Origin of the sequence: Acidisphaera sp. S103, assembly GCF_009765975.1 — a bacterium.
Lineage (GTDB): Bacteria > Pseudomonadota > Alphaproteobacteria > Acetobacterales > Acetobacteraceae > Rhodopila.
Window position 1 is genome coordinate 90,749 of sequence record NZ_LMUJ01000088.1, and the last position, 18,755, is coordinate 109,503.

Annotated in this window: 8 protein-coding genes and 2 pseudogenes; 9 read left to right on the forward strand and 1 reads right to left on the reverse strand. The window is 65.0% G+C overall.

Features of this window, described 5'->3' with window-relative positions; genetic code table 11:
* The 9 genes and pseudogenes from GSQ89_RS39505 to GSQ89_RS29440 form a co-directional block, all read left to right on the forward strand.
* Positions 1 to 131: pseudogene (locus tag GSQ89_RS39505) on the forward strand (IS6 family transposase); the annotation flags it as partial.
* A gap of 81 nt (positions 132 to 212) precedes the next feature.
* Complete coding sequence (locus tag GSQ89_RS29405) at positions 213 to 515, forward strand: DUF6958 family protein (protein ID WP_158931671.1); 303 nt, start codon at positions 213 to 215, stop codon at positions 513 to 515.
* A 302-nt stretch (positions 516 to 817) separates the two neighbouring features.
* Entirely contained in the window at positions 818 to 2,779 is a 1,962-nt protein-coding gene (locus tag GSQ89_RS29410) for a glycoside hydrolase domain-containing protein (RefSeq protein WP_158931672.1), read from the forward strand.
* Positions 2,776 to 6,201, forward strand: coding sequence for a DUF6603 domain-containing protein (locus GSQ89_RS29415; protein ID WP_158931673.1), 3,426 nt, complete (start codon positions 2,776 to 2,778; stop codon positions 6,199 to 6,201). Before GSQ89_RS29410 ends, GSQ89_RS29415 begins: the two co-directional genes overlap by 4 nt.
* Positions 6,201 to 9,203 carry a hypothetical protein gene (locus tag GSQ89_RS29420; protein WP_158931674.1) on the forward strand — a complete coding sequence of 1,001 codons (3,003 nt, stop codon included), beginning with the start codon at positions 6,201 to 6,203 and terminating at the stop codon, positions 9,201 to 9,203. Before GSQ89_RS29415 ends, GSQ89_RS29420 begins: the two co-directional genes overlap by 1 nt.
* Positions 9,200 to 13,729, forward strand: coding sequence for a hypothetical protein (locus GSQ89_RS29425; RefSeq protein ID WP_158931675.1), 4,530 nt, complete (start codon positions 9,200 to 9,202; stop codon positions 13,727 to 13,729). Before GSQ89_RS29420 ends, GSQ89_RS29425 begins: the two co-directional genes overlap by 4 nt.
* 139 nt (positions 13,730 to 13,868) lie before the next feature.
* A complete protein-coding gene (locus GSQ89_RS29430; RefSeq protein WP_158931676.1) occupies positions 13,869 to 15,545 on the forward strand; it encodes a hypothetical protein in 1,677 nt (558 codons plus the stop codon).
* Between the two features lie 329 nt (positions 15,546 to 15,874).
* Positions 15,875 to 16,498, forward strand: a complete 624-nt coding sequence (locus GSQ89_RS40315; protein ID WP_371734307.1) for a transposase — start codon at positions 15,875 to 15,877, stop codon at positions 16,496 to 16,498.
* 356 nt (positions 16,499 to 16,854) lie between these two features.
* A complete protein-coding gene (locus GSQ89_RS29440) occupies positions 16,855 to 17,685 on the forward strand; it encodes a hypothetical protein (RefSeq protein ID WP_158931678.1) in 831 nt (276 codons plus the stop codon).
* Between the two features lie 761 nt (positions 17,686 to 18,446).
* Here the strand turns inward: GSQ89_RS29440 and GSQ89_RS40320 are convergent.
* A pseudogene (locus tag GSQ89_RS40320) lies at positions 18,447 to 18,755 on the reverse strand (ISKra4 family transposase); the annotation flags it as partial.

The following is an 18,755-nucleotide window of genomic DNA, read 5'->3' on the forward strand; positions in this document are numbered from 1 at the left end:
GGTTCAAGTCCTTCCGGTCAGCCACGGTAACGCTTGCCGGCGTCGAACTGATGCACATGATCCGGAAGGGTCAGCTGCTGCCAATAGGCGAGTTGTGTCCGGCCCACCAATTCTATTCGTTGGCGGGATAAGGCACGTCTTATCTGTGCGACGGTCCCGTCCGCGATCGAAGTTTGCGACAGAACCTTTCGCAAACCGAAGGTGGTGTGGTGATGGCTGTCCCCGAGAAGATCGGAATGGAAAACGTCAATCACCCTGGCCGCGTGGTGAGGGTCGAAGCCGCCAAATACAATGCCGTCCTCGAGGCGGTCCTGTCCGTCTTGCCATCACAGCCTCCCGGCCTGACCCTGGTGGAACTCCGAGAGGCCGTTCGGCCGCTCGTCTCAGGCGAGGTCTTGCCGGATGGCTTCAAGGCCGGGTGGTGGGTGATGGGGATCCAACTGGACCTGCGGGCAAAGCAGGTTATCGCGACGGAGAATAGCAAGCCACTTCGGCTGTATCGATCCACCACATAACCTGATCGGGGACGCTATGATCGAAGCTGTCTGCGACATCAGCAGCAAATGCGCTGGTCTTCGCGGGCGCTCATTTGATGCTGAAAGTCCGAACCTCCGTCGTGAACGGCACGCTTAACCGGGATTATGCCGGCGCGGAGCGTTGGGCCCGTCGCCCGTTTCGGAGAGCGGCTTGACCCCCCCACCTTCTGGACGGTCTCCGCCCGTTACCCAGGCCAAACAGTGAACAAACGAAAACGAGGATTTGCAACGGCCGGCTTTGGGAGCAATACTACGGTAATGGCCTGCGGGAGCCTTCGCTGATGGCATTCGGCATCGACACCTTCCAAACGCGCCTCGATCTGCTGCTCATTCATCCAGCGCAACCGCCACCGATCGACTACCTGGGCTACTTCAAGCAGTGGAACGGCGGGACGCTGACGAACGGAGTGGTATCGGGCGGCGATCCTGCGTTTGCGGGCCGCAATTTTCTCGGCGGCGACTTCATCTGGGGGCATGCCGAGCACACGAATGCATCCCAGGCGCCTAATTTCCAAGCTATTACCGACCCGGCTTTCATAGCCTACTATAATCCGCTCGTAACGACCGCTCTCAGCCCGAACCAGCCCGAGAACCTGCAACTCACCGTCAACCTGATCGCCCCAATACAGGCCCCTCAACATGCCGGCCAGCAGCAGACAGGTCAGCGGGGTTTCCTCTTCGGTCGGATCGATGCACAGGCTATTTGCAACAGAATACTCGCCTGCATTAATTCAGGTGAACTTAGCTTTCCCTTCCCTCCGAGCCCCACGAAAATCTGGCTTGCCGTCGATCCTGATCCCTCCGTGAATTTCACGCCGGACTACTGGGCCGGGTGGAGTAATTTCGTAAACACACAAACATTTTCACTTATTTCGTCCTCGGCAATACCGGGCATCCCGAACCTGGGGCAGCAGTTCCAGGCTTGCATTTTGTGCAGCTACACAGCGGGCGCCAAAGGTCTGCTTCAGCCCGACACGCGCGTCACCGCCGCGCTCAATGACACGTCCCGACTGGGACTCAACAAAACATGTCACGCCTTCTGGGCGGATACCTCCGTTGGGGCCGCCGGCGCCGTAGCACCGAACCCGGTGCTCAACTGGAATTCGTTCGATCAGCCAACGATGCCGATGCTCTGGCGATTGAACAACGGCATCAGGCTGGCAACCGACACCGCTCAACCGCCCAGTTTCCCCATGTTCGTGGATGCCATCAACCCCGATCCCCAGAAAGACCCCACGAAGTCCATGCTAACGGCGAACAAGTGGCAGCCGAATGTGGCGTCGATCGTGAATCTGGGCTTCTCGCATGAAGATCCCGTCATTTCCAAGATAACGTGCCTACAGACAACAAAGATGCCAAGTATGGGAGACAACGGTTACGGTTACGGCAATAAAAGTGATATTGGCGTCATCAAAGGCCACTTTTTTGTCCCCGGAAGCTTGGTAAAGGTGATTGGCCGTTATTTAAGATCAGCAGGAACCTCAAAAAAGTCACCGACACTTTCAGAAGTCTTGACGTATTCTCAGAAGAACTTCTCGGTTTTCACTGTTTGGGAAAGCACACGTCTCAACACACCATCTCAAATATATCCTTCGAATCAAACGATAGATTATTATGATCCCCAACTGGATACTGGAACACTCGATGGAAAAGAGGCATTCACCTATTGCGGAAACATCCTAACCCAACCGCCGCAGACACCGGTTTACTTTGCCCTCGACAACTTCGATCCAACTGCGGTGCATCCCGACTGGATATTAACCTATTTCGAGAAAATTAAGGCGGCACGGGATGATTACGCAAACCAGACGGGATTTTATTACTTAATCGGTGTTTATAGCAACGGCGGGATCATGGAGCAGCTATATAGCCAGGGCATCGTGAGCCATTTCTGGCAACCGGTATCTGCGCAAGCGACTGGCAGTCTTCCCCCCCGCTGGCCATGGTATCACGTCAATCGATGGCAATATACAAACGAACAGGGGCTCTTTGAGGGGGGCGGGAACGTCTGCTCGATTGTCACCAAAAATCCAGATCCAAAAATTGCTGGACAATTTCTGTATGCGGGCCCCGATCCTGATGCGGACTGGGGCGACGGCGGCACCTGGAACCTCACGGATCCCGTCGCTTCCGATTTGCGCTACTATGACCAGCAGCAAATCAACGCCATTCATGATGAATTGCAGAAGCACTGGAACGGGCTGATGGAACCCGCCCCCCTGCCGGCGGTAACCTCGCCATGAGTTCCGACAGCTTCCTCAAGCAGCTTCTCGCCGGCTTCGCCAGTGCGCTGGAACCGCTGAAGGAAGCGGTTGCCTCCCCGCAGGCCTTTGCCTCTTTCCTCGGCGGGTTCGGCTGGACGCTAGGAAGTAACGATCTGACCAGCGTCACCGGATCGCTGGGGGGTCTCTCCACGCTTGCGGCTGATCCTTCCTCCATGAGCCTGGCGCAATTGGCCGCCGATCTCGTCTCCGCCGGCAATGTGATCCGTCGCATCGCCACCAGCGGCGCGGCCGCCGCCTTTGCCTCCAGCTTTCCCGAAGAGCTGCTCGACTTCCTGGTCTATTATGCGCTGGCGCAGCAGAGCGCGCCCACCTTCGCGCTGCTGCATTTCGGCGGCGTGCTGAACGAGCGGCGGGTGCCCGCCGACAGCATCACCGGACGCGCCGAATATGTCCAGCGGCTGGTCAACTGGGGGCTGCTCGGGCAGTTCACCGACCAACCGCTCGCCAGCTTCGAGAAGAATTATGGCTGGGGCACGGATTTCGCCGCTGATGCCTTCCTGCGCAGCCTGGGGATTCTCATCCGGGGCTTCGGCGGGAATGCGGGACTTTACCCGGCGGATTCCACTCTAGTCGATCAATACTATTCCCATGACTCTTCGAGCGCCGCCGGTACCACCAATCTCCTCCTCTCTCCCCCCTCGCTCCAAGCTTCGGTCACATCCGGTTCCGCCGCGGCCAATACCAAGCTCGCGCTGCTCTTCCTGCCGATTCCGCCAACCGCGACCGCCGATGCCGCTCCGGACGGGCTGGCGATCATGCCAGTCATCACCGGGCAGGCCAGTGACACCATCGCCATTACCGACACCATCACGCTGACGCTCGCCGGCGACTTCCTCACCCGGCCGGTACGAGCGGAAATTCACCCGAGCCAGGCCGCGCTCAAGGCCTCCACGGGTGATTCATCGGTCGATACCACGGTGCGGCTGGATGCGAAGAGCGCGGCGGCCTCGCCCTGGATCGCCATCGGCGCCGCCGACTCCAGCCGCCTGGAAATCTCCGCCGCCCACGCGGCTTTCGGCTTTTCCGGCCAGCTCAATGGCGACATCGACATCCAGGCAGAAGTGGGTTTGGATACCGCCGCGCTTGTCATCGACCTGAGCGAAGGCGACGGCTTCGTGAAGGGCGCCGTCGGCTCCCAGCCTTCGCGCAGCCCGCTCTCGCTCATCTTCAAATATTCATTCAAATCGGGCTTCTCCGTCAGCGGCAATCCTCGGCTGCAGGTTACGCTGCCAGTGATGCAATCGATCGGCGACGCCATCCAACTGCAATCGATCAGCATCTCCCTCGGCGCAGGCGCGGGCAATAGCTTCGAACTCGATGCCACGGTCGCGCTTAGCGTATCGATCGGCCCGATTGCCGCAGCCGTCTCGGGCCTCGGAGCAACGCTTCGCCTGTCGGTTCCGGAAAATGGCGCCCCGCCCGGGAATCTCGGCAATGCGGACCTGTCCTTCGGCTTCCTGCCGCCCTCCGGCGTCGGCCTCAGCATCGACGCGGCGGGAGTCAGCGGCGGCGGCTTCCTGGCCCATGCGAACGATCAGTACAGCGGTGTCCTGCAGCTCAAGTTCAACGATCTGGCCCTGCAGGCGTTCGGCCTGATCACCACCCAAGTGGCAGGCGCCGACGGCTATTCGCTCATCGCACTCATCGACGCCGACTTTCCGCCCGTGCAGCTCGGCTGGGGGTTCACGCTCGATGGCGTCGGCGGCCTGCTGGCGGTTAACCGCACTGCATCGCTGGATGCGCTGCGCGCCGCGGTGAAGAGTGGCAAGGTCTCCTCCATTCTCTTTCCGACTGCCGCCATCGGCAATGCCACTCAGGTGCTCAGCGCACTCGACGCGCTGTTCCCCACCGCCCCCGGGCGTTTCCTGTTCGGCCCGATGGCGCTAATCGGATGGGGTACGCCGACGGTTCTCACCGCCTCGGTTGCGGTTGTCGTGGAACTTCCCGAGCCGATCGAAATCATCCTACTGGCCAAGATCGAAGCCAAGCTGCCGACGCCCTCCAGCGCACTCGTTCATCTCAACATGGACGCGCTGGGCGTACTCGATCTCACGCAGGACGAGCTTTCGCTCGACGCCAGCCTCTTCGATTCCAAACTCATCTCCTTCGTCATCACCGGGGACATGGCACTGCGCAGTGACTGGGCCTCTCAGCGGGAATTCCTGCTGGCGATCGGCGGCTTCCACCCGCAGTTCACACCGCCCGCGGGATTCCCCTCCCTCAACCGCGTAACGATCAGCATGCCTTCGGGCGTTGTCAGCAAGCTGCGCCTGGCCGCCTATCTGGCGATCACGTCGAACTCGCTGCAATTCGGCGCCACGCTTGACGTCTTTATCGGCGTCTCCGGCTGCGGCATTTCCGGCCATCTCGGCTTCGACGCGCTGCTGCAGCTCGATCCGTTCCAGTTCTCGGCAGACATCTCCGGTGCGGTGGCGGTCACTGTCGGCGGGGACGATCTGGCCTCCGTCTCGCTCGACGCCACGCTCACCGGACCTGCCCCCTGGCACATCGCCGGGAGCTTCAAGATCCACGTCATCTTCTGGGATATCGGCGTCTCCTTCTCGGCATCCTGGGGGCTGGACGCACCGTCCCAGCCGGTTTTGACGATCGACGTGGGCGCGCTGCTCAATGCCGCGCTGGCCGATCCGCGCAACTGGAACTCGCAGCTTCCCCCCGGCCTCGCCGCGCTCACATCCACTCGCCAAGTTAGCGATCCGAACGCGATCTTCGCGCATCCGCTGGCCATGCTGGAGGTGCACGAGCAAGTCGTGCCGCTCGATCTCGCGATCACCCGCTTCGGCCAGGCAGTGCCTTCGGGCGCGAGCGAGTTTTCCATCACCGGCTTTACCGTGGGCGGAGAAGCGACCACCTACAGCGCCGTGCAGGACGACTTCGCGCCGGCACAGTTCTTCGACCTCAGCGACACCGACAAGCTCGCGGGACCCTCCTTCGAACGCCACGACGCCGGCGCCGTGATCACCGGCAACTTCCTCGCCAGCGCCGCCGCGCGCGCCAAAAGCATCGACTACGAAACCCTCTATATCGATACGCCCGGCGAAGTTCCCGTGGACAAGGATACGGTGCAGCCATCGCAGCCCTTCCCGTGGTCCGGCTTGCACTTCGTCATGGGCGGCGGGGCCGCGGCCCGCAAGGCCATCAGCCGCTCCGGCAGCCTGCGCTATGCCGCACCAGGCAATCCCATCAAAGTGCTGGAGCCGGCCTTCGCCCTTGCCGGCATGGCCGATCTCGCCACCTCGGCCGCTCCGGCGGCCACCGGCCCGACTTATCGCGATGCGGCGGCGGCGTTGCTATCCCTCGCCCCAGCTCAGCGCGCCGGACTCCAGATCGTCGGCACCCATGAATTGGTGGAGGCGGCATAATGGCGAGCGCAGACACCACCCAGGCCTATTCGCTGCTGCCCTGGGTCCGCCGCGGCATCGCTTCGCGGATTTCCGGCACGCCCGCGGTCAACTACGCCACCGTTCCGGTTTCCGTGGCGGTGAATGGAGCCCCGGTTCCGGCGCCGCCCAACGTTCGGCTGCCCGGCCCCGGCGATGTCAAGACCATGGATGCCCGTGCCTTCATCCGCACCGATCCGATGGACGGCACCGACAACTTCGAGCCCAACTATCTGGCCATCGTCGAACTGGCCACGCCGGACCTGCCGTGGCTCTATACCCCGGTTGGCGTCAACGGCAGCCGCCTGCAACCATGGATCAGCCTGATCGTGATCCCCGAGGGAGACGGCGTCACCCTAACCCCGCAAGCTGGCGGGCCCTCGCTGCTGCGCATCGATTCGCCGCTCGATCCCGCCGCCGAACTGCCCGACCTCACTCAGGCGGATGCCTGGGTTCATGTTCAGATCGCCGGCTCAGACCTTTCGACGGCGGCCCTGAGCGGCGATAGTGGCGCCACCCTGTCCCGGCTCGTCTCGCCGCGCGCGCTTGTCGCCAACCAGCATTACCTCGCTTGCGTCGTGCCCACTTACCACGCCGGCGTGAATGCCGGCCTCGGCCTGACGGTGGACGACGCCGACCTCGCCCTGGCGTGGACGAAGACCGTTACCGCGCCGTTCACCCTGCCGGTTTATTTCAGCTTCCGCTTCCAGACCGAGGCCAATGGCGACTTTGCCTCGCTGGCCCGCAAAATCGGCCCGCCCACGTCGCCGGTTGTCATCGGCACCCGCTCAACGGACTTCAGTCAGCCGGGCTTCGGCGCGGCAGCCGCACCGGGCGTTACGCTGGGCTTGGAAGGTGCACTGCGCTCCTTCAACACGGCCGATACGCCATGGCCCGCCGGCGCACAGGCAGCCTATGAAGCCCAGCTCCGCGCCGTGCTCTCGCCTCCGGCCGCCGCCGACCCGGTCGTCACGCCGCCGCTCTATGGCCGCACCCAGTCCGGTGCGGCGCTGCCCGCCGACAGCGCCTCGCCGCTGTGGTTCGGAGAGCTGAACCTCGATCCCCGCAACCGCACCGCCGCCGCGCTCGGCGGCCAGGTCGTCCAGGCCGGCGCCGACGCCATGGTTGCCGCGGCCTGGGCCCAGATCGGGGAGATCCGAAAAGCCAACCAGCTTCTGCGGCAGTCACAGCTGGCCCGCGCGGTTGCCGGTTCTCTCAGCCGCCGCCACCTGCAGACGGTGGCCGGCGACGGCATCTATCTCCAGATCACCAGCCCCACGCATCGGCGCGTCAACGTGACGCTTTCCGGATCGGCGCTGACGCTTGCCGGTCATGTCGCCGCGAGCCGCATTCCGGATACCGCCGTATTGGCGGCGATGCGCCGCCTGGCGCGGCCGCGGGGGCCGATCGGCCGCCAACTGGCTGCCGCCGCGCCTGCCGCCCCGCAGCAGATCGTCGACCGCCTGAACATTGTCCCCGCCAGCACGCCTCCAGCCACCGGCCCGAGCGCAATCGTCGCCGCCGGCCCGGTCAAACCGCCTGCCGGCATGGTCGCGCTCGATTCCGTCTCGCCCGCTTTCCAGGTGGCGGGCATGACTGCCACGCTGCTGACCTCCGCACCGGGATGGCTGAGAACAGTAGCAGTGAGTACGACGGCCACCGCGACGACCAAAGCCGAGACCGAAACAGAGGCGGCCAAGGCGCCGCTGGCTATAGATATCAAGCCCGTGGAGCCGGTAGCGCCTGTCTCTCCGATCGAGCCGGTTAAACCGATCGCGCCCATCCCGCCAGTCGGACCCATCGTGCCAGTCGGCCCCGTGGCGCCGGTCGGCGCCGTCGCGCCGCCGATCGTGAACTGGCGGAACGACGCCAGCATTCCCGCCATCCTGCAAAGCGGCGCAGCGACCATGCCCGCGCCCTTCGTCTTCCCCTCAAACGCAGCCGATCTCCAGGTCCTGCAGGGCGCGTTTAGCGCCTCTGCCGCATCCGTCAACGCTTACATCGGCACCGGCGATGCGCCGGCCACCGATCCGCCCTCGCTCGGCGGCACGTCCGCATTGGCCACGACACGCGCCGCGCTGGCGGCGCGGCTCGATCCGGCGCTGGCCATCAAGGCCCGCATAGGCGTGCGGGTGCCACTCGGTTCGGGTTCGGACCCGCTGCAGCCGCTCACCGCCGCCCCTGGTTTTCCCCAGGCCATGTACGAAGCGCTTGCCGCTCTCTCTCCCGAATGGATGCTGCCGGGCATTTCCGCCATCCCCGCCGACAGCGCCGTCCTGCTCAAGACCAACCCCGCCTTCGTTGAGGCCTATATGGTCGGTCTCAACGAGGATTTCGCCCGCGAGCTACTGTGGCGGCAATTCCCCGCCCAGCGCAACGCCACTTGGTTCCAGTGCTTCTGGGCCGACGGCACCGCCGACATCCCGGCCATAGCTGAGTTCGATCCCGCCGGAAATCTCGGGGACCACACCCAGGATCACACCGCCTCCGGCCGCCTCGCCCTGCTGGTGCGCTCGGACTTGTTCCGCCGCTATCCCAACGCGCTCGTCTCCGCTTGCCCTGCCGTGTGGAGCGGAACCACCCGGATGATGAGCACGACGCGCCAGTGGCCCGTCTTTCAGGGACAGATCGGGGACGATTGCCGCTTCTTCGGCTTCGATATCGACGATCCTTTCGGCTTAAGCGACCCCGCCGCCAACCGGCCGGGCACCTATTTTGTCATCGAAGAACACCTGACAGAGCCGCGCTTCGGGCTTGAGCCGGCAGGGAGCCTTCCGCCGGAGAATCCCGTCTGGAACGACCTCGGCTGGGACCATGTGACGCTGACCGGCAACTTCCTGGACCCGGCGACGCCGCCATCGTTCACTTCCACCGAATCCGTCGCCTGGAGCGACGATTCAAGCGCGATGGCCTTCATCCTGATGCGCCGCCCCTTGCGCATCGCCATGCACGCCACCGCGCTGGTGGCGGAGGAGCAGGCATGAGCACGACGGTTCCGCCTCCATACCCCGACAACACGCTTCTCTCGATAGCAGCGCCCACGGCCTTCGGACAAACCTTGTCGTATCTCATCCAGGGCGGCCAGAAGCGGCGCATCTACGACACCCAGACGCTCAGCTTACTGGCAACGCTTTACGGCCAACCGAAACCCATCACCACTGCCGTCGCCGCCATTATTCCTTCCGGGCCAGACTTTCCCTCGCGCGCCGACGGCACGGTCTACCAGGGCGCACCCGCCACCTACGCCTATCTCCTCAAGGGCGGCCTCAAATCCGCCGTTCCCGATGCTACCACCCTGCGCGACTCGGGCCACGACCCGTCCACCGCGCTGGCCATCGCCGCCGCCGACCTGGCCGCCATCCCCGACGGTCCGGCGCTGCCCTCGACCAGCAAATTCCTCCATCCGCCGCCGTCCTCGGTGCCGCTGCTGCTGCTGCCGATGCGCATCGAAACCCGCTATCAGAACAACGACACCGAATTGTGGATTCGGATCTTCCCCGACGACGTCCACGTCAACAGCTTCGAACCCGAGTTGACCGCCGAGGAAACTTCCGCCCGGGCCGCTTTCCTGGCCGCCGCCGCCAATGGCGGCCAGGCTGCGCAGGACGGCTTCACCGCACTTGCCCAGCAGTTCGGCCCGGCCCGCGCCGCATGGATCGCCCGCGCCGATGCCCAATCGGGAACCAAGCCCGGTTCATGGACCACGGCGCCCTCCACCAACCTGCTTCCCGAGCGCTGGCTGGTGATGGGCTATATCGGCACCATCGGCCATCTGCTCGCCGTCGGCCCGGCCATTCCCGACTCGCTGGCGCTCGGCCCGGATCCTAACGGCCCCGGCCCGGCCACCGACACCGGGATGGCCTGGCTTACGAACTTCGACCGCGCGGTCGCGGCCGGCATGGGCTTTCGCATCACGATAACCCCGACGCTGGGCGTAGTGCCGGGCTTCGACCGCATCGCGGTTTTCGGCCTGAACACGCAAATCACGCCGAAAGAAAGCGTCCAGCGTTTTGGCGAGGTGCTTCAGGCCCACCATTACACTGACGGGCTGGAGCTGCTCCCCCACGGCGCGCCCACCAACAACACCGACGACACGTCCTCCACGCTGAACTCGCACGACCCCAACTACGCAAGGCTCTATGCGCTCGAACAGGGGCCGGCGCTGTGCCCGGCGCGGCCGACTGCCGACGGCGACCGGCTTGCCCGCGGCATCGGCTTTGACCCGGCGCTTCTGGCCCACATCAGCGGCGCGAACGGCGGGCAAGACGAACACGCCGCGGCGATGAACACCGTCCTGTGGCCGGCGACGCTTGGCTATTACCTCGAACAGATCGTCAGCGGCTCGATTCCCACACCGGACGTGCTGCTGCCGCTGGCCCGCGATCACTTTTCCACGCATGTTCGAGCGCGCGGCCACTTCCCCATCCTGCGCGTCGGCACCCAGCCCTACGGCGTGCTGCCGGTGATGTGGAACGCGCAGTGGAAGGAGCTCGAAAACCGCGCGCTCGACACCCCGCTGATGAGCCTGCTCGCGAATCTGCGCACCACCTGGGAAAGTTCCGTCGCCAACGTCCCGAAAGTTCCAGGGGCAGCCGACCCGGAAGCGGCGCTGGTCAGCGTCCTGGGCATGGAGCCGCGCTCGGTCGCCTATTCGGCGCGTTCGGCCATCGGTCCGGAATACAACCTGACCTACTGGCGCTTTCTCCAGAAAGACCCTGGCGCAACCTGGTGGTCCAACCTGAGCGAGAAAGTCGTCGCCGAAGCCGGACCCATCGCGACCGCTGTGGCTTCCACACGGCTTGCCATCACCGCGTTCGTCTCTCAACTGCGCCGGCTGACCGACGATGTCGTCGCGCCCGCGCCGCCCGACGGCGTTGGTAAGCCCGACTATGTCGCCCATCTGTTGGGGACACACGGCTGGCAGGACCTGCGCAACTACATTCTGCCCGCGCAACCCGTGCCGCTGCTGCTTCTGCTGCTGCGCCACGCCGCGCTGCGCCAGTATGTCGATACCGCCGCCGAACTCCTCGCCCAGCAGAATGCAATCCAGCCCAGCGAGCGCATCGAGCCCGAGCTGATCGGCCTTTCCGTCGGCGTCGCCCGCCCAACCCCGTGGGATATTCTGGGCCGGCCCATCCCCAGCAAGGGCGCGGTCGGCACGCTGCTCGACAGTTCCCGAACCGATCCCACCATTCCCGGTTTTTCCGGCTTCTGGAGCGCCTTTACGACGCTTTCGACCCTCTCCGCCGAGGTGCTTGACGCCACCACCCGTGAGGCGATGGACCTCGCCTCCTACCGGCTGGACGCCTGGTTCACCTCGATGGCCCATTACCGGCTCGACCAGCTCCGCACCACCGCCCCCACCGCCGGCGTCATCCTGGGGGCCTATGGCTGGGTAGAAAATGTCCGCCCGCAAGCCGCGGTGGCCTCATCCGGCTATATTCACGCGCCATCGCTGGCCCATGCCACCACCGCTGCCGTCCTGCGCTCCGCCTATCTCACTCACAAACCCGCGGCGACCGGCCCGCAGTCCCCCCTGGAAATCACGCTCACCTCATCTCGCGTCCGCCTGGGACTGAGCCTGCTCGACGGCGTGCGCCAGGGTCAGCCGCTCGGAGCCCTGCTCGGCTACCGGCTGGAGCGCAGCCTGCACGACGCCGGCCTGGAAACGCTGATCCAGCCGCTCCGCACCATCGCCCCGTTGAACGACACGCCGGACACGTCGACGACCACCGCCGAATCCGTCCCCGCTAACAATGTTGTCGACGGCCTGGCGCTGCTCGCCGCCATTTTCCCCAACGGCACGCTGGCCACGGGCATGGGCCTTCCCTCCGATGCCGCCACCCGCGGCAAGCTGACCCAGGCCCTGCAAACCCTCACGGATGCGATCGACGCAACAGCTGACCTCACCCTGGCTGAAAGCGTCCATCAGTTGCTGCGCGGCAATCCCGTGCGCGGCGGTGCCACGCTGGATGCGATCGCCCGGGGCGACGCCCCGCCACCCGAGCTCGATGTGATCGAGACCCCGCGCGCCGGCACCGCCTTTACGCATCGCCTCTTCGCCGTCGCCGGCGGCGTTGCCGCCAGCGGCTGGGCCGCCACCCCTCGCGCCCAGGCCGAACCGCGCCTAAACGCCTGGGCCAGTTCGATCCTGCCCGCCCCCGCAAATATCCGCGCCCAGGCGACATTCACTGATTCGACCAGCGCCGTCCTCGCCACAGTCGACATTTCCATGGCCGATGCCGGCATCGCCCCGCTCGACCTGCTGGCGCTGCCTGAAGCCTCAGCCATCGGCGGCGAACTCGCCGCCCGCCTGCTCCGCGCAGCCGCGCGGCCCGCCACTGTCCCCGCCACAGCAGGCGTAGCACTGCTTGGCACGCGCGCCTCCGCCTGGCCGGCAACCATTGTCTCGGTCACCGAGCTGCTCCAACTGCTAGTCTTGCTCAACCGCCTGCTGGCATCGGTGCGCGCGCTCACGCCGCAGGATCTCGTCTTTCCTGGCGGCACGCCCGGCGGCATCGACAATGCAGAACTGCAGTCCCGTGCCGACGCGGCCGAAGCGCTGCTCCGCGCTGCTTCGGCCCCGCTCCAGGGCTCATCGGGGCTCGATTCCGCCCTGCTCGCCGCCGCCAATCTCGGGCTCGGCACGGCGGTTCCCGCGCTCGACTCCAGCCAATGGCCGGCCCAGGCCGCCGCCGCCATCACCGGGCTCAACGCCCGCATTGCCGCGCTCAACACGCTCGCGGCAGGGTTCACCCGCACCGGTGCCTCAACCGATGCCCAGCGCGACTTCGACGTTGCCCGCCTCAACACCGTCTTCGGGCAGAGCTTCCTCGTCCTGCCCACACTCGACGCCACCCTTGCCGCCCAGTGGCCCCAACTCTGGAGCAACTCGCTCGCCCTGCAATCCGGTGACGCTCTCGCCTCGCTCACCTGGCTGCAGCGGCTGGCCCGCATCCGGCCCTCCGTCGCGCGCTTCTACCGGTCGATGCTCAGCGCCGAGGCCCTCGCCGGCAGCTCCCTGCCGCCGCCCGAGGTGGCGCAATTGCCCTTTGCTTCCGGTGACCTCTGGGCGGCGCTGCCACAGAGCGCCCCCGCCGCCGCCAGCAGCAAGCTCTCACTGGTCGCTTTTGCCACCCAGGCCTATGCAGCAGGCTCCCCCATCACCGGCCTCGCCATCGACGAGTGGGTGGACGTTCTCCCCACGCCACAGCAGATCACCGGCATTTCCTTCCATCAGGACGACCCCACCGCCCGCGCCCCGCAGAGCATCCTGCTGGCCGTGCCCCCGGACAGCTTTCCCGAATGGACGCTCGAATCGCTGGAAGGCACTATCCTCGAAGCACTCGACCTGGCGAAAATCCGCGCCGTCGATCCCGATGCACTGACCAATCTGGGCCATTGCCTGCCGGCCCTTTATTTTGCCTATAACGCCGGCGCAGCCGCGCCGGAGGCCGTGTCCACCGACTTCAACCTTGCACGCTTCACCGGCGTGTCGAAAGCTCGCTAGTGGTCCGAAACTGAAGCCCGCCGTTACTGGCGGTCTCCAGTTTCGGACCACTATTTTGTTTGTTTCAGCGTGCCGACCGATCTGAAGCCGTCGCCATGAGGCGGCAGACTTCAGATCCGGCACACTAGGGAGTCGCCCGATGTCCTCCGCGACGATCTGGAACCGCATCGAACCGCGCGCCCGCTCCGGCGGCCTCGCCGGCGGGCTGGCCGCGCGCGTGCACGATCCACTCTGGCTTCTCGCCCGCCAGTGGCAGGTTGGCGAGTTCGCCGGCCGCGACGCCAGTTCGCCGCTGACCGTGCAGGTCCAGTGGACGACCGCCGCGTTTGACCGCTTCGCCTCCGGCTCTGCCGCACCACAGTCCCTCGATGCCAACACGCCCATCGAGACGCTGATCGAGCGCGAGCCGGTGCGCCCCCAGCAGGCCACCGGGGATCTCCTCCAGGCCGCGGAATCCGGCCTCCAATTCCTGCGCCTGCTCGACGCGGCCAATCTCACTCGCCTGCGCGCCGCGTATGTGCAGCAATATCCGCTGGCTGCGCCCGCCAACGCGGATTCCGACACGCTCGGCTTCGCCACCGTCGTCGCCGGCCGTGCGCTTGACGGCATCCGGCTTCGCGCCGACCTCGGAGCCGGGGGCCCCACCGGGTCCACCGGCTCCTTGCCGGCGCAGCCTGCGCTGGCCGCCGCCGATGCGGCTTCCGTTAAGCCCATCGCCGCCGCCTGGATCGCCTGGTACGATGCGCTGTTTGACGAACCCGCGGTCCCCAGCTCGTGGACTCCGGCACGCATGGAGTACAGCTTCGCCCTTGGCGCGGCCGCGGATGCCAACGGTCTCGTTGCGCAGGAGTACGACGGCGGTTCCATCGACTGGTACAGCTTCGATCGCGCCACTTCGCCGCTCGCCGGCAGCACCGCCCAGCCGGTCAGCTCATCGCGCAGCGTGACCGTCGCGCCCGTCACGTTTCGCGGCATGCCTGCGCGGCGTTTCTGGCAGATTGAAGACGCCGCCGTCGACATCGGTGCCCTCGACGCCGCGGCGACCGACATCGGCCGCCTGCTGCTGCGCGAATTCGCGCTCATATACGGCAACGACTGGTTCCAGATACCGCTTGCACTCCCGGTCGGTTGCCAGGCGGTGATCGGGTCGCTCTCCGTCACCGACACGTTCGGCCTTGTGACGACCATCCCCCACTACGCCGCGGCGGACGGCGCCCTGAGCAACTGGCGGATCTTCTCGCTCGACGCCACCGGCCCAACCATCACGTCCGCAAACAGCATTCTCGCCGCCGCCAACCTTCTCGTCCTCGCGCCCGGCGGCGTTGCCGTGCTCGACAGCGATCCGATCGAAGACGTGGTCCTGCTCCGGGACGAACCCGCCGAAATGGCCTGGGGAATCGAGCGCATCGTCGCAGGTCCGTCCGGTTCGCCGCTAGACCGCGCGCTTGCCTGGCGCACCGCGCAGCCTTTTGCAGCGCCGCCTTCCGGCACGGCCATCCCCGCTTATCGCCTGGGTTCAACGGTGCCCGACTATTGGATTCCGTTCCTGCCCGTCGCGGTGGACGACGGCCCGTTGCAACTGCGCCGCGGCAGACTGCCGACCGCTGCCACCGGCCCCCAGGGCGAGCTGCTCGCCTACCCCGGCCAGACCATCTTTTTCGAGGAACTGCCGCGCGAAGGTGTTCGCCTGCAGCGCCGCTACCGCTTCGCACGCGGCCTCAACGGTTCGACCTTTTTGTGGATCGGCCGCCTTCGCTCCACCGGCTCGGGCCCAGGCCGCAGCGGCCTGCGCTTCGATTACCTCGACTTCGGCTGATCCCCGCAAAAGGCCGATCCTTCTCCCACGGCCTCAAGGCCAGCAATTAGTAGGATTCCTACAGACTGAGGGCTTCAGCGGCGGTGGGGACGATAAATCTGAGCTGACGAAAATGATCTGCCTGCAATGCGGCAAGACAGGGAACGTTCGCCATGCCAAAAGTTCCTAGAGGCGAGAAACGCCCAACCGACGTAATCGGCAATGCTGCGACAGTCATCCCGGCGTAAGCGCCCGGCGTTGGCCGTGTAGCGGGGCGGCCGTGGATCGCCGATACTTGGGGTAGCTGGAGACTCCTTCTGTAGCTCCATAAGGAGGCGATTGTGTCCGATGTGGAGATCGTTGCCCGGGTTGAGCGGCGGCGAAAATGGACTATCGAAGAGAAGGCTGCGCTGATTGCCGAGGCGGAAGCCGAAGGCGGCAAAGTGAAGCTGGTGGCGCGGCGGCACCGTATGTGGGAAAGCCTACTGTACGACTGGCGCTCAGCCTGGAAGGCGGCGGCGGTTGCCGCAGTCGGTTCATCGGACGCAGTAGAGTTCGTGCCGCTGGGCGTATTTGGCGAAACGGAAAGCGCGGTGCCGCCGATGCTGCCATCGGGAACGGCCGCGGTGAAAAGGGTGGCTCGTCTCGACTGGTCCGTAGTGTTCGTCGCAACGAGCCGCCGATCGCCCGTCTCGCGGGCGCCTCGGCAATCCCGGGCCTGGTCACGCCATTACGTCGACCCATTGCAAATGCCGAGTTCGATACGCAACCGCTCCCCTCCTGGCGTCGATGCTGGTTGTGCGTCAGCAGGCGCCTTTCGCCCACCGCCTACCCGCGCCGTTCTGCCGGCCCGTCAGCCCTCCCCTTCTACCATCTTCCAGAGGGGCCGACGCTTGCCGGGTAACCGTTGGGATGGGACTGAAGGTTCATGCTTCCGCCCAGACGCTGCCCGGTCACGTCGTGGCATTGTCTGAACGACAGGTTCAACTGCCCTTGACGCTCCGTGAACAGCGCCTTCCCGGCCTCAAAGGATGACCGGGCGGGACCGTCGACCGAGACGCTCACCAACAACAGGCCGGCCAGCGCCGCGGCCGCGCCTAATTCGCCCGGGGGAAAGTTGCTTCAATCATTCAATGTCGCTTCTCTCGATAGCAAGGTGCTTGCCGGTGACGATGCCTTCCACGGATGGGACATCATCCGTCGCAATCAGTCGGCACGCAATACAGTACTTGTGTCGCGACAGCGCTGCCGATACGCCTTCAGCGTCATGAGATGGCGCAGTATGTCCCTGCCGGCTCTACAATCGCCTCGGCCCCGATTTGCACAAGTGATGTCCACCTGCACTTCGGCCATCACGTCATCGTTATGGATCGCGATTTGCGCAGCGGCGCCAGAATTTATTTGGCAGGGCCTGCGGATCGCACTGAACGATCCCACTTGGGCAGATCTTTTCTCAGCCCTGCTGATCGGACTCATTCTCGCGTTTTTCGTTGAGCCCGTGATGGAACGCATCCGCGATCTGCTGCACTGGACGCGTCATCGGACGTCGGCCGAAAGCAAGCCGCGCAACGCATTGTTCACCGCAAGCCTGAGTCTTGCGTTCGCGCTCGCATCGGTCTGTCTCCACGACGCCATCGCCGCCTTCGTTTCCGGGCACAACGCCGAACATGCGGCGGCCAATTCCGGGCTCGAGGCCGGGATCATGTTGGTGATCGAATGGGCCATCGTGCCGCTCGCAATAACGCTCGTTTGGCTAAGTGCCCGGCAGCGTTGGCTTGCAGTACCGATGGGGGTCGTCGGAGGCGCCTCGCCGTGCGTTGCCGGATGGCTGTTCGCCTGGTCAGCGCAGGCCGTGATCACTACCGCTATTCCGTGCTTGCTGATTCTCGGCTTCGGATATCGCCAGGCAAGAACGGAACCTCGTCAGCGTGTCTTCGCACGATGTGCGCACAGCGTCGCGCTCGTGGCCGCGATCTGGTTTGCATTTGTGCTGCTGCTCGACGCGGTTCTCGCGTTCTATCACATCGATCAGTTCGAATTGTACAGCCCATCCGATTTTTGGGTGGATGTGCGGTTCTACTTTGGCTGGACGCTGGGGTTGATGCTGGCGCCTTCGCCGTATGACCGAACGGCGGACACGATCGCGGAGCGGGTTGGCTAGCTAGGCCTCGTCACGGCGGGTACGCGCCATGCTCCTCGACATCCCAGCCCGTGCGCTTTAGGAGCGCATGGCGCGCTGCGGCGAGCCCGGTCATATGTGCAAGCTGGCATATGGGTGCGGCGAGCAACCGACGCACTCCGTGGGCCCCGACGCGCGCGATGGACCGCTCGTTGTGGAGGCCGGGGGACGTGCATCCCCTGAAATCATGGTTCGGCCCCGTGATTTTCGATAACGACCCGGAGGCCAATCGGCCTTCATGGCGGGGGCGCCGAACCCTTCAGAAGCTCGTGCTATTGGGAACGCTCGCGGCGGGCCCTGCCGGATGCTTCATCCGGTTAGCCGCCGTTTGGCACCGTTGTGTTTTTGGGAACGCGAGGAAATGGAAGAGGGGAAGACGTCCGAAGCCTATTTGCGCGTTCCTTATCGTGTTTTCGGGAACACGGTCGTCAGCTGACCGGCCGGAACTAACCAATCGGCCTCCTGGTACGCATGAGACCGTCCAGAACGTGGGGGGGTCAGGCCGCTCTCCGAAACGGGCGGCGCGCCCAACGCTCCGCGACGGCATAATCCCGGTTAAGCGTGCCGTTCACGACGGAGGTCCGGACTTTCAGCATCAAATGGGCGCCGCGCGGAGACCAGCGCATTTGCTGCTGGGCATTCATTCGCCGATGCAGCAGCCATTGCACCGTACTCTCGGTGATCGCCGTCGAAATCGGTTCTTTTCGGCGGCGGGCTGTCGCGTAGTCGATGATGATGCTGGATTATCCAGACACGTATGTCTCCAGATCGCCGAGAAGGCGCACCACCTTGCGTGCGGCGGTGGCCATCGCCGACCTATCCTCGGCTGCAACCTTTACCGTAACAATGGTTTCGGCAATGAGATCCAGAGCCCGTTTGACCTGACCATGCCAGAGACGCCATCGGATCCGCTCGATCGTCTCGCTGAGGCGGGCACCGGCGTTACGATCCGTCCTCGTCTTATCGGGCCAGCTCGTGGCCGCTTGAGCGACGTGCTGAACCCGCATCGCGAGGTGAAACCAGTCGAGCACATGATGGGTCGGACCAGGGCT

What these genes read in the sequence shown, in the direction of transcription:
- GSQ89_RS29405 (WP_158931671.1), top strand. Translation starts at nt 213, where the DNA reads ATGGCTGTCCCCGAGAAGATCGGAATGGAAAACGTCAATCACCCTGGC.
- GSQ89_RS29410 (WP_158931672.1), top strand. Translation starts at nt 818, where the DNA reads ATGGCATTCGGCATCGACACCTTCCAAACGCGCCTCGATCTGCTGCTC.
- GSQ89_RS29415 (WP_158931673.1), top strand. Translation starts at nt 2,776, where the DNA reads ATGAGTTCCGACAGCTTCCTCAAGCAGCTTCTCGCCGGCTTCGCCAGT.
- GSQ89_RS29420 (WP_158931674.1), top strand. Translation starts at nt 6,201, where the DNA reads ATGGCGAGCGCAGACACCACCCAGGCCTATTCGCTGCTGCCCTGGGTC.
- GSQ89_RS29425 (WP_158931675.1), top strand. Translation starts at nt 9,200, where the DNA reads ATGAGCACGACGGTTCCGCCTCCATACCCCGACAACACGCTTCTCTCG.
- GSQ89_RS29430 (WP_158931676.1), top strand. Translation starts at nt 13,869, where the DNA reads ATGTCCTCCGCGACGATCTGGAACCGCATCGAACCGCGCGCCCGCTCC.
- GSQ89_RS29440 (WP_158931678.1), top strand. Translation starts at nt 16,855, where the DNA reads ATGTCCACCTGCACTTCGGCCATCACGTCATCGTTATGGATCGCGATT.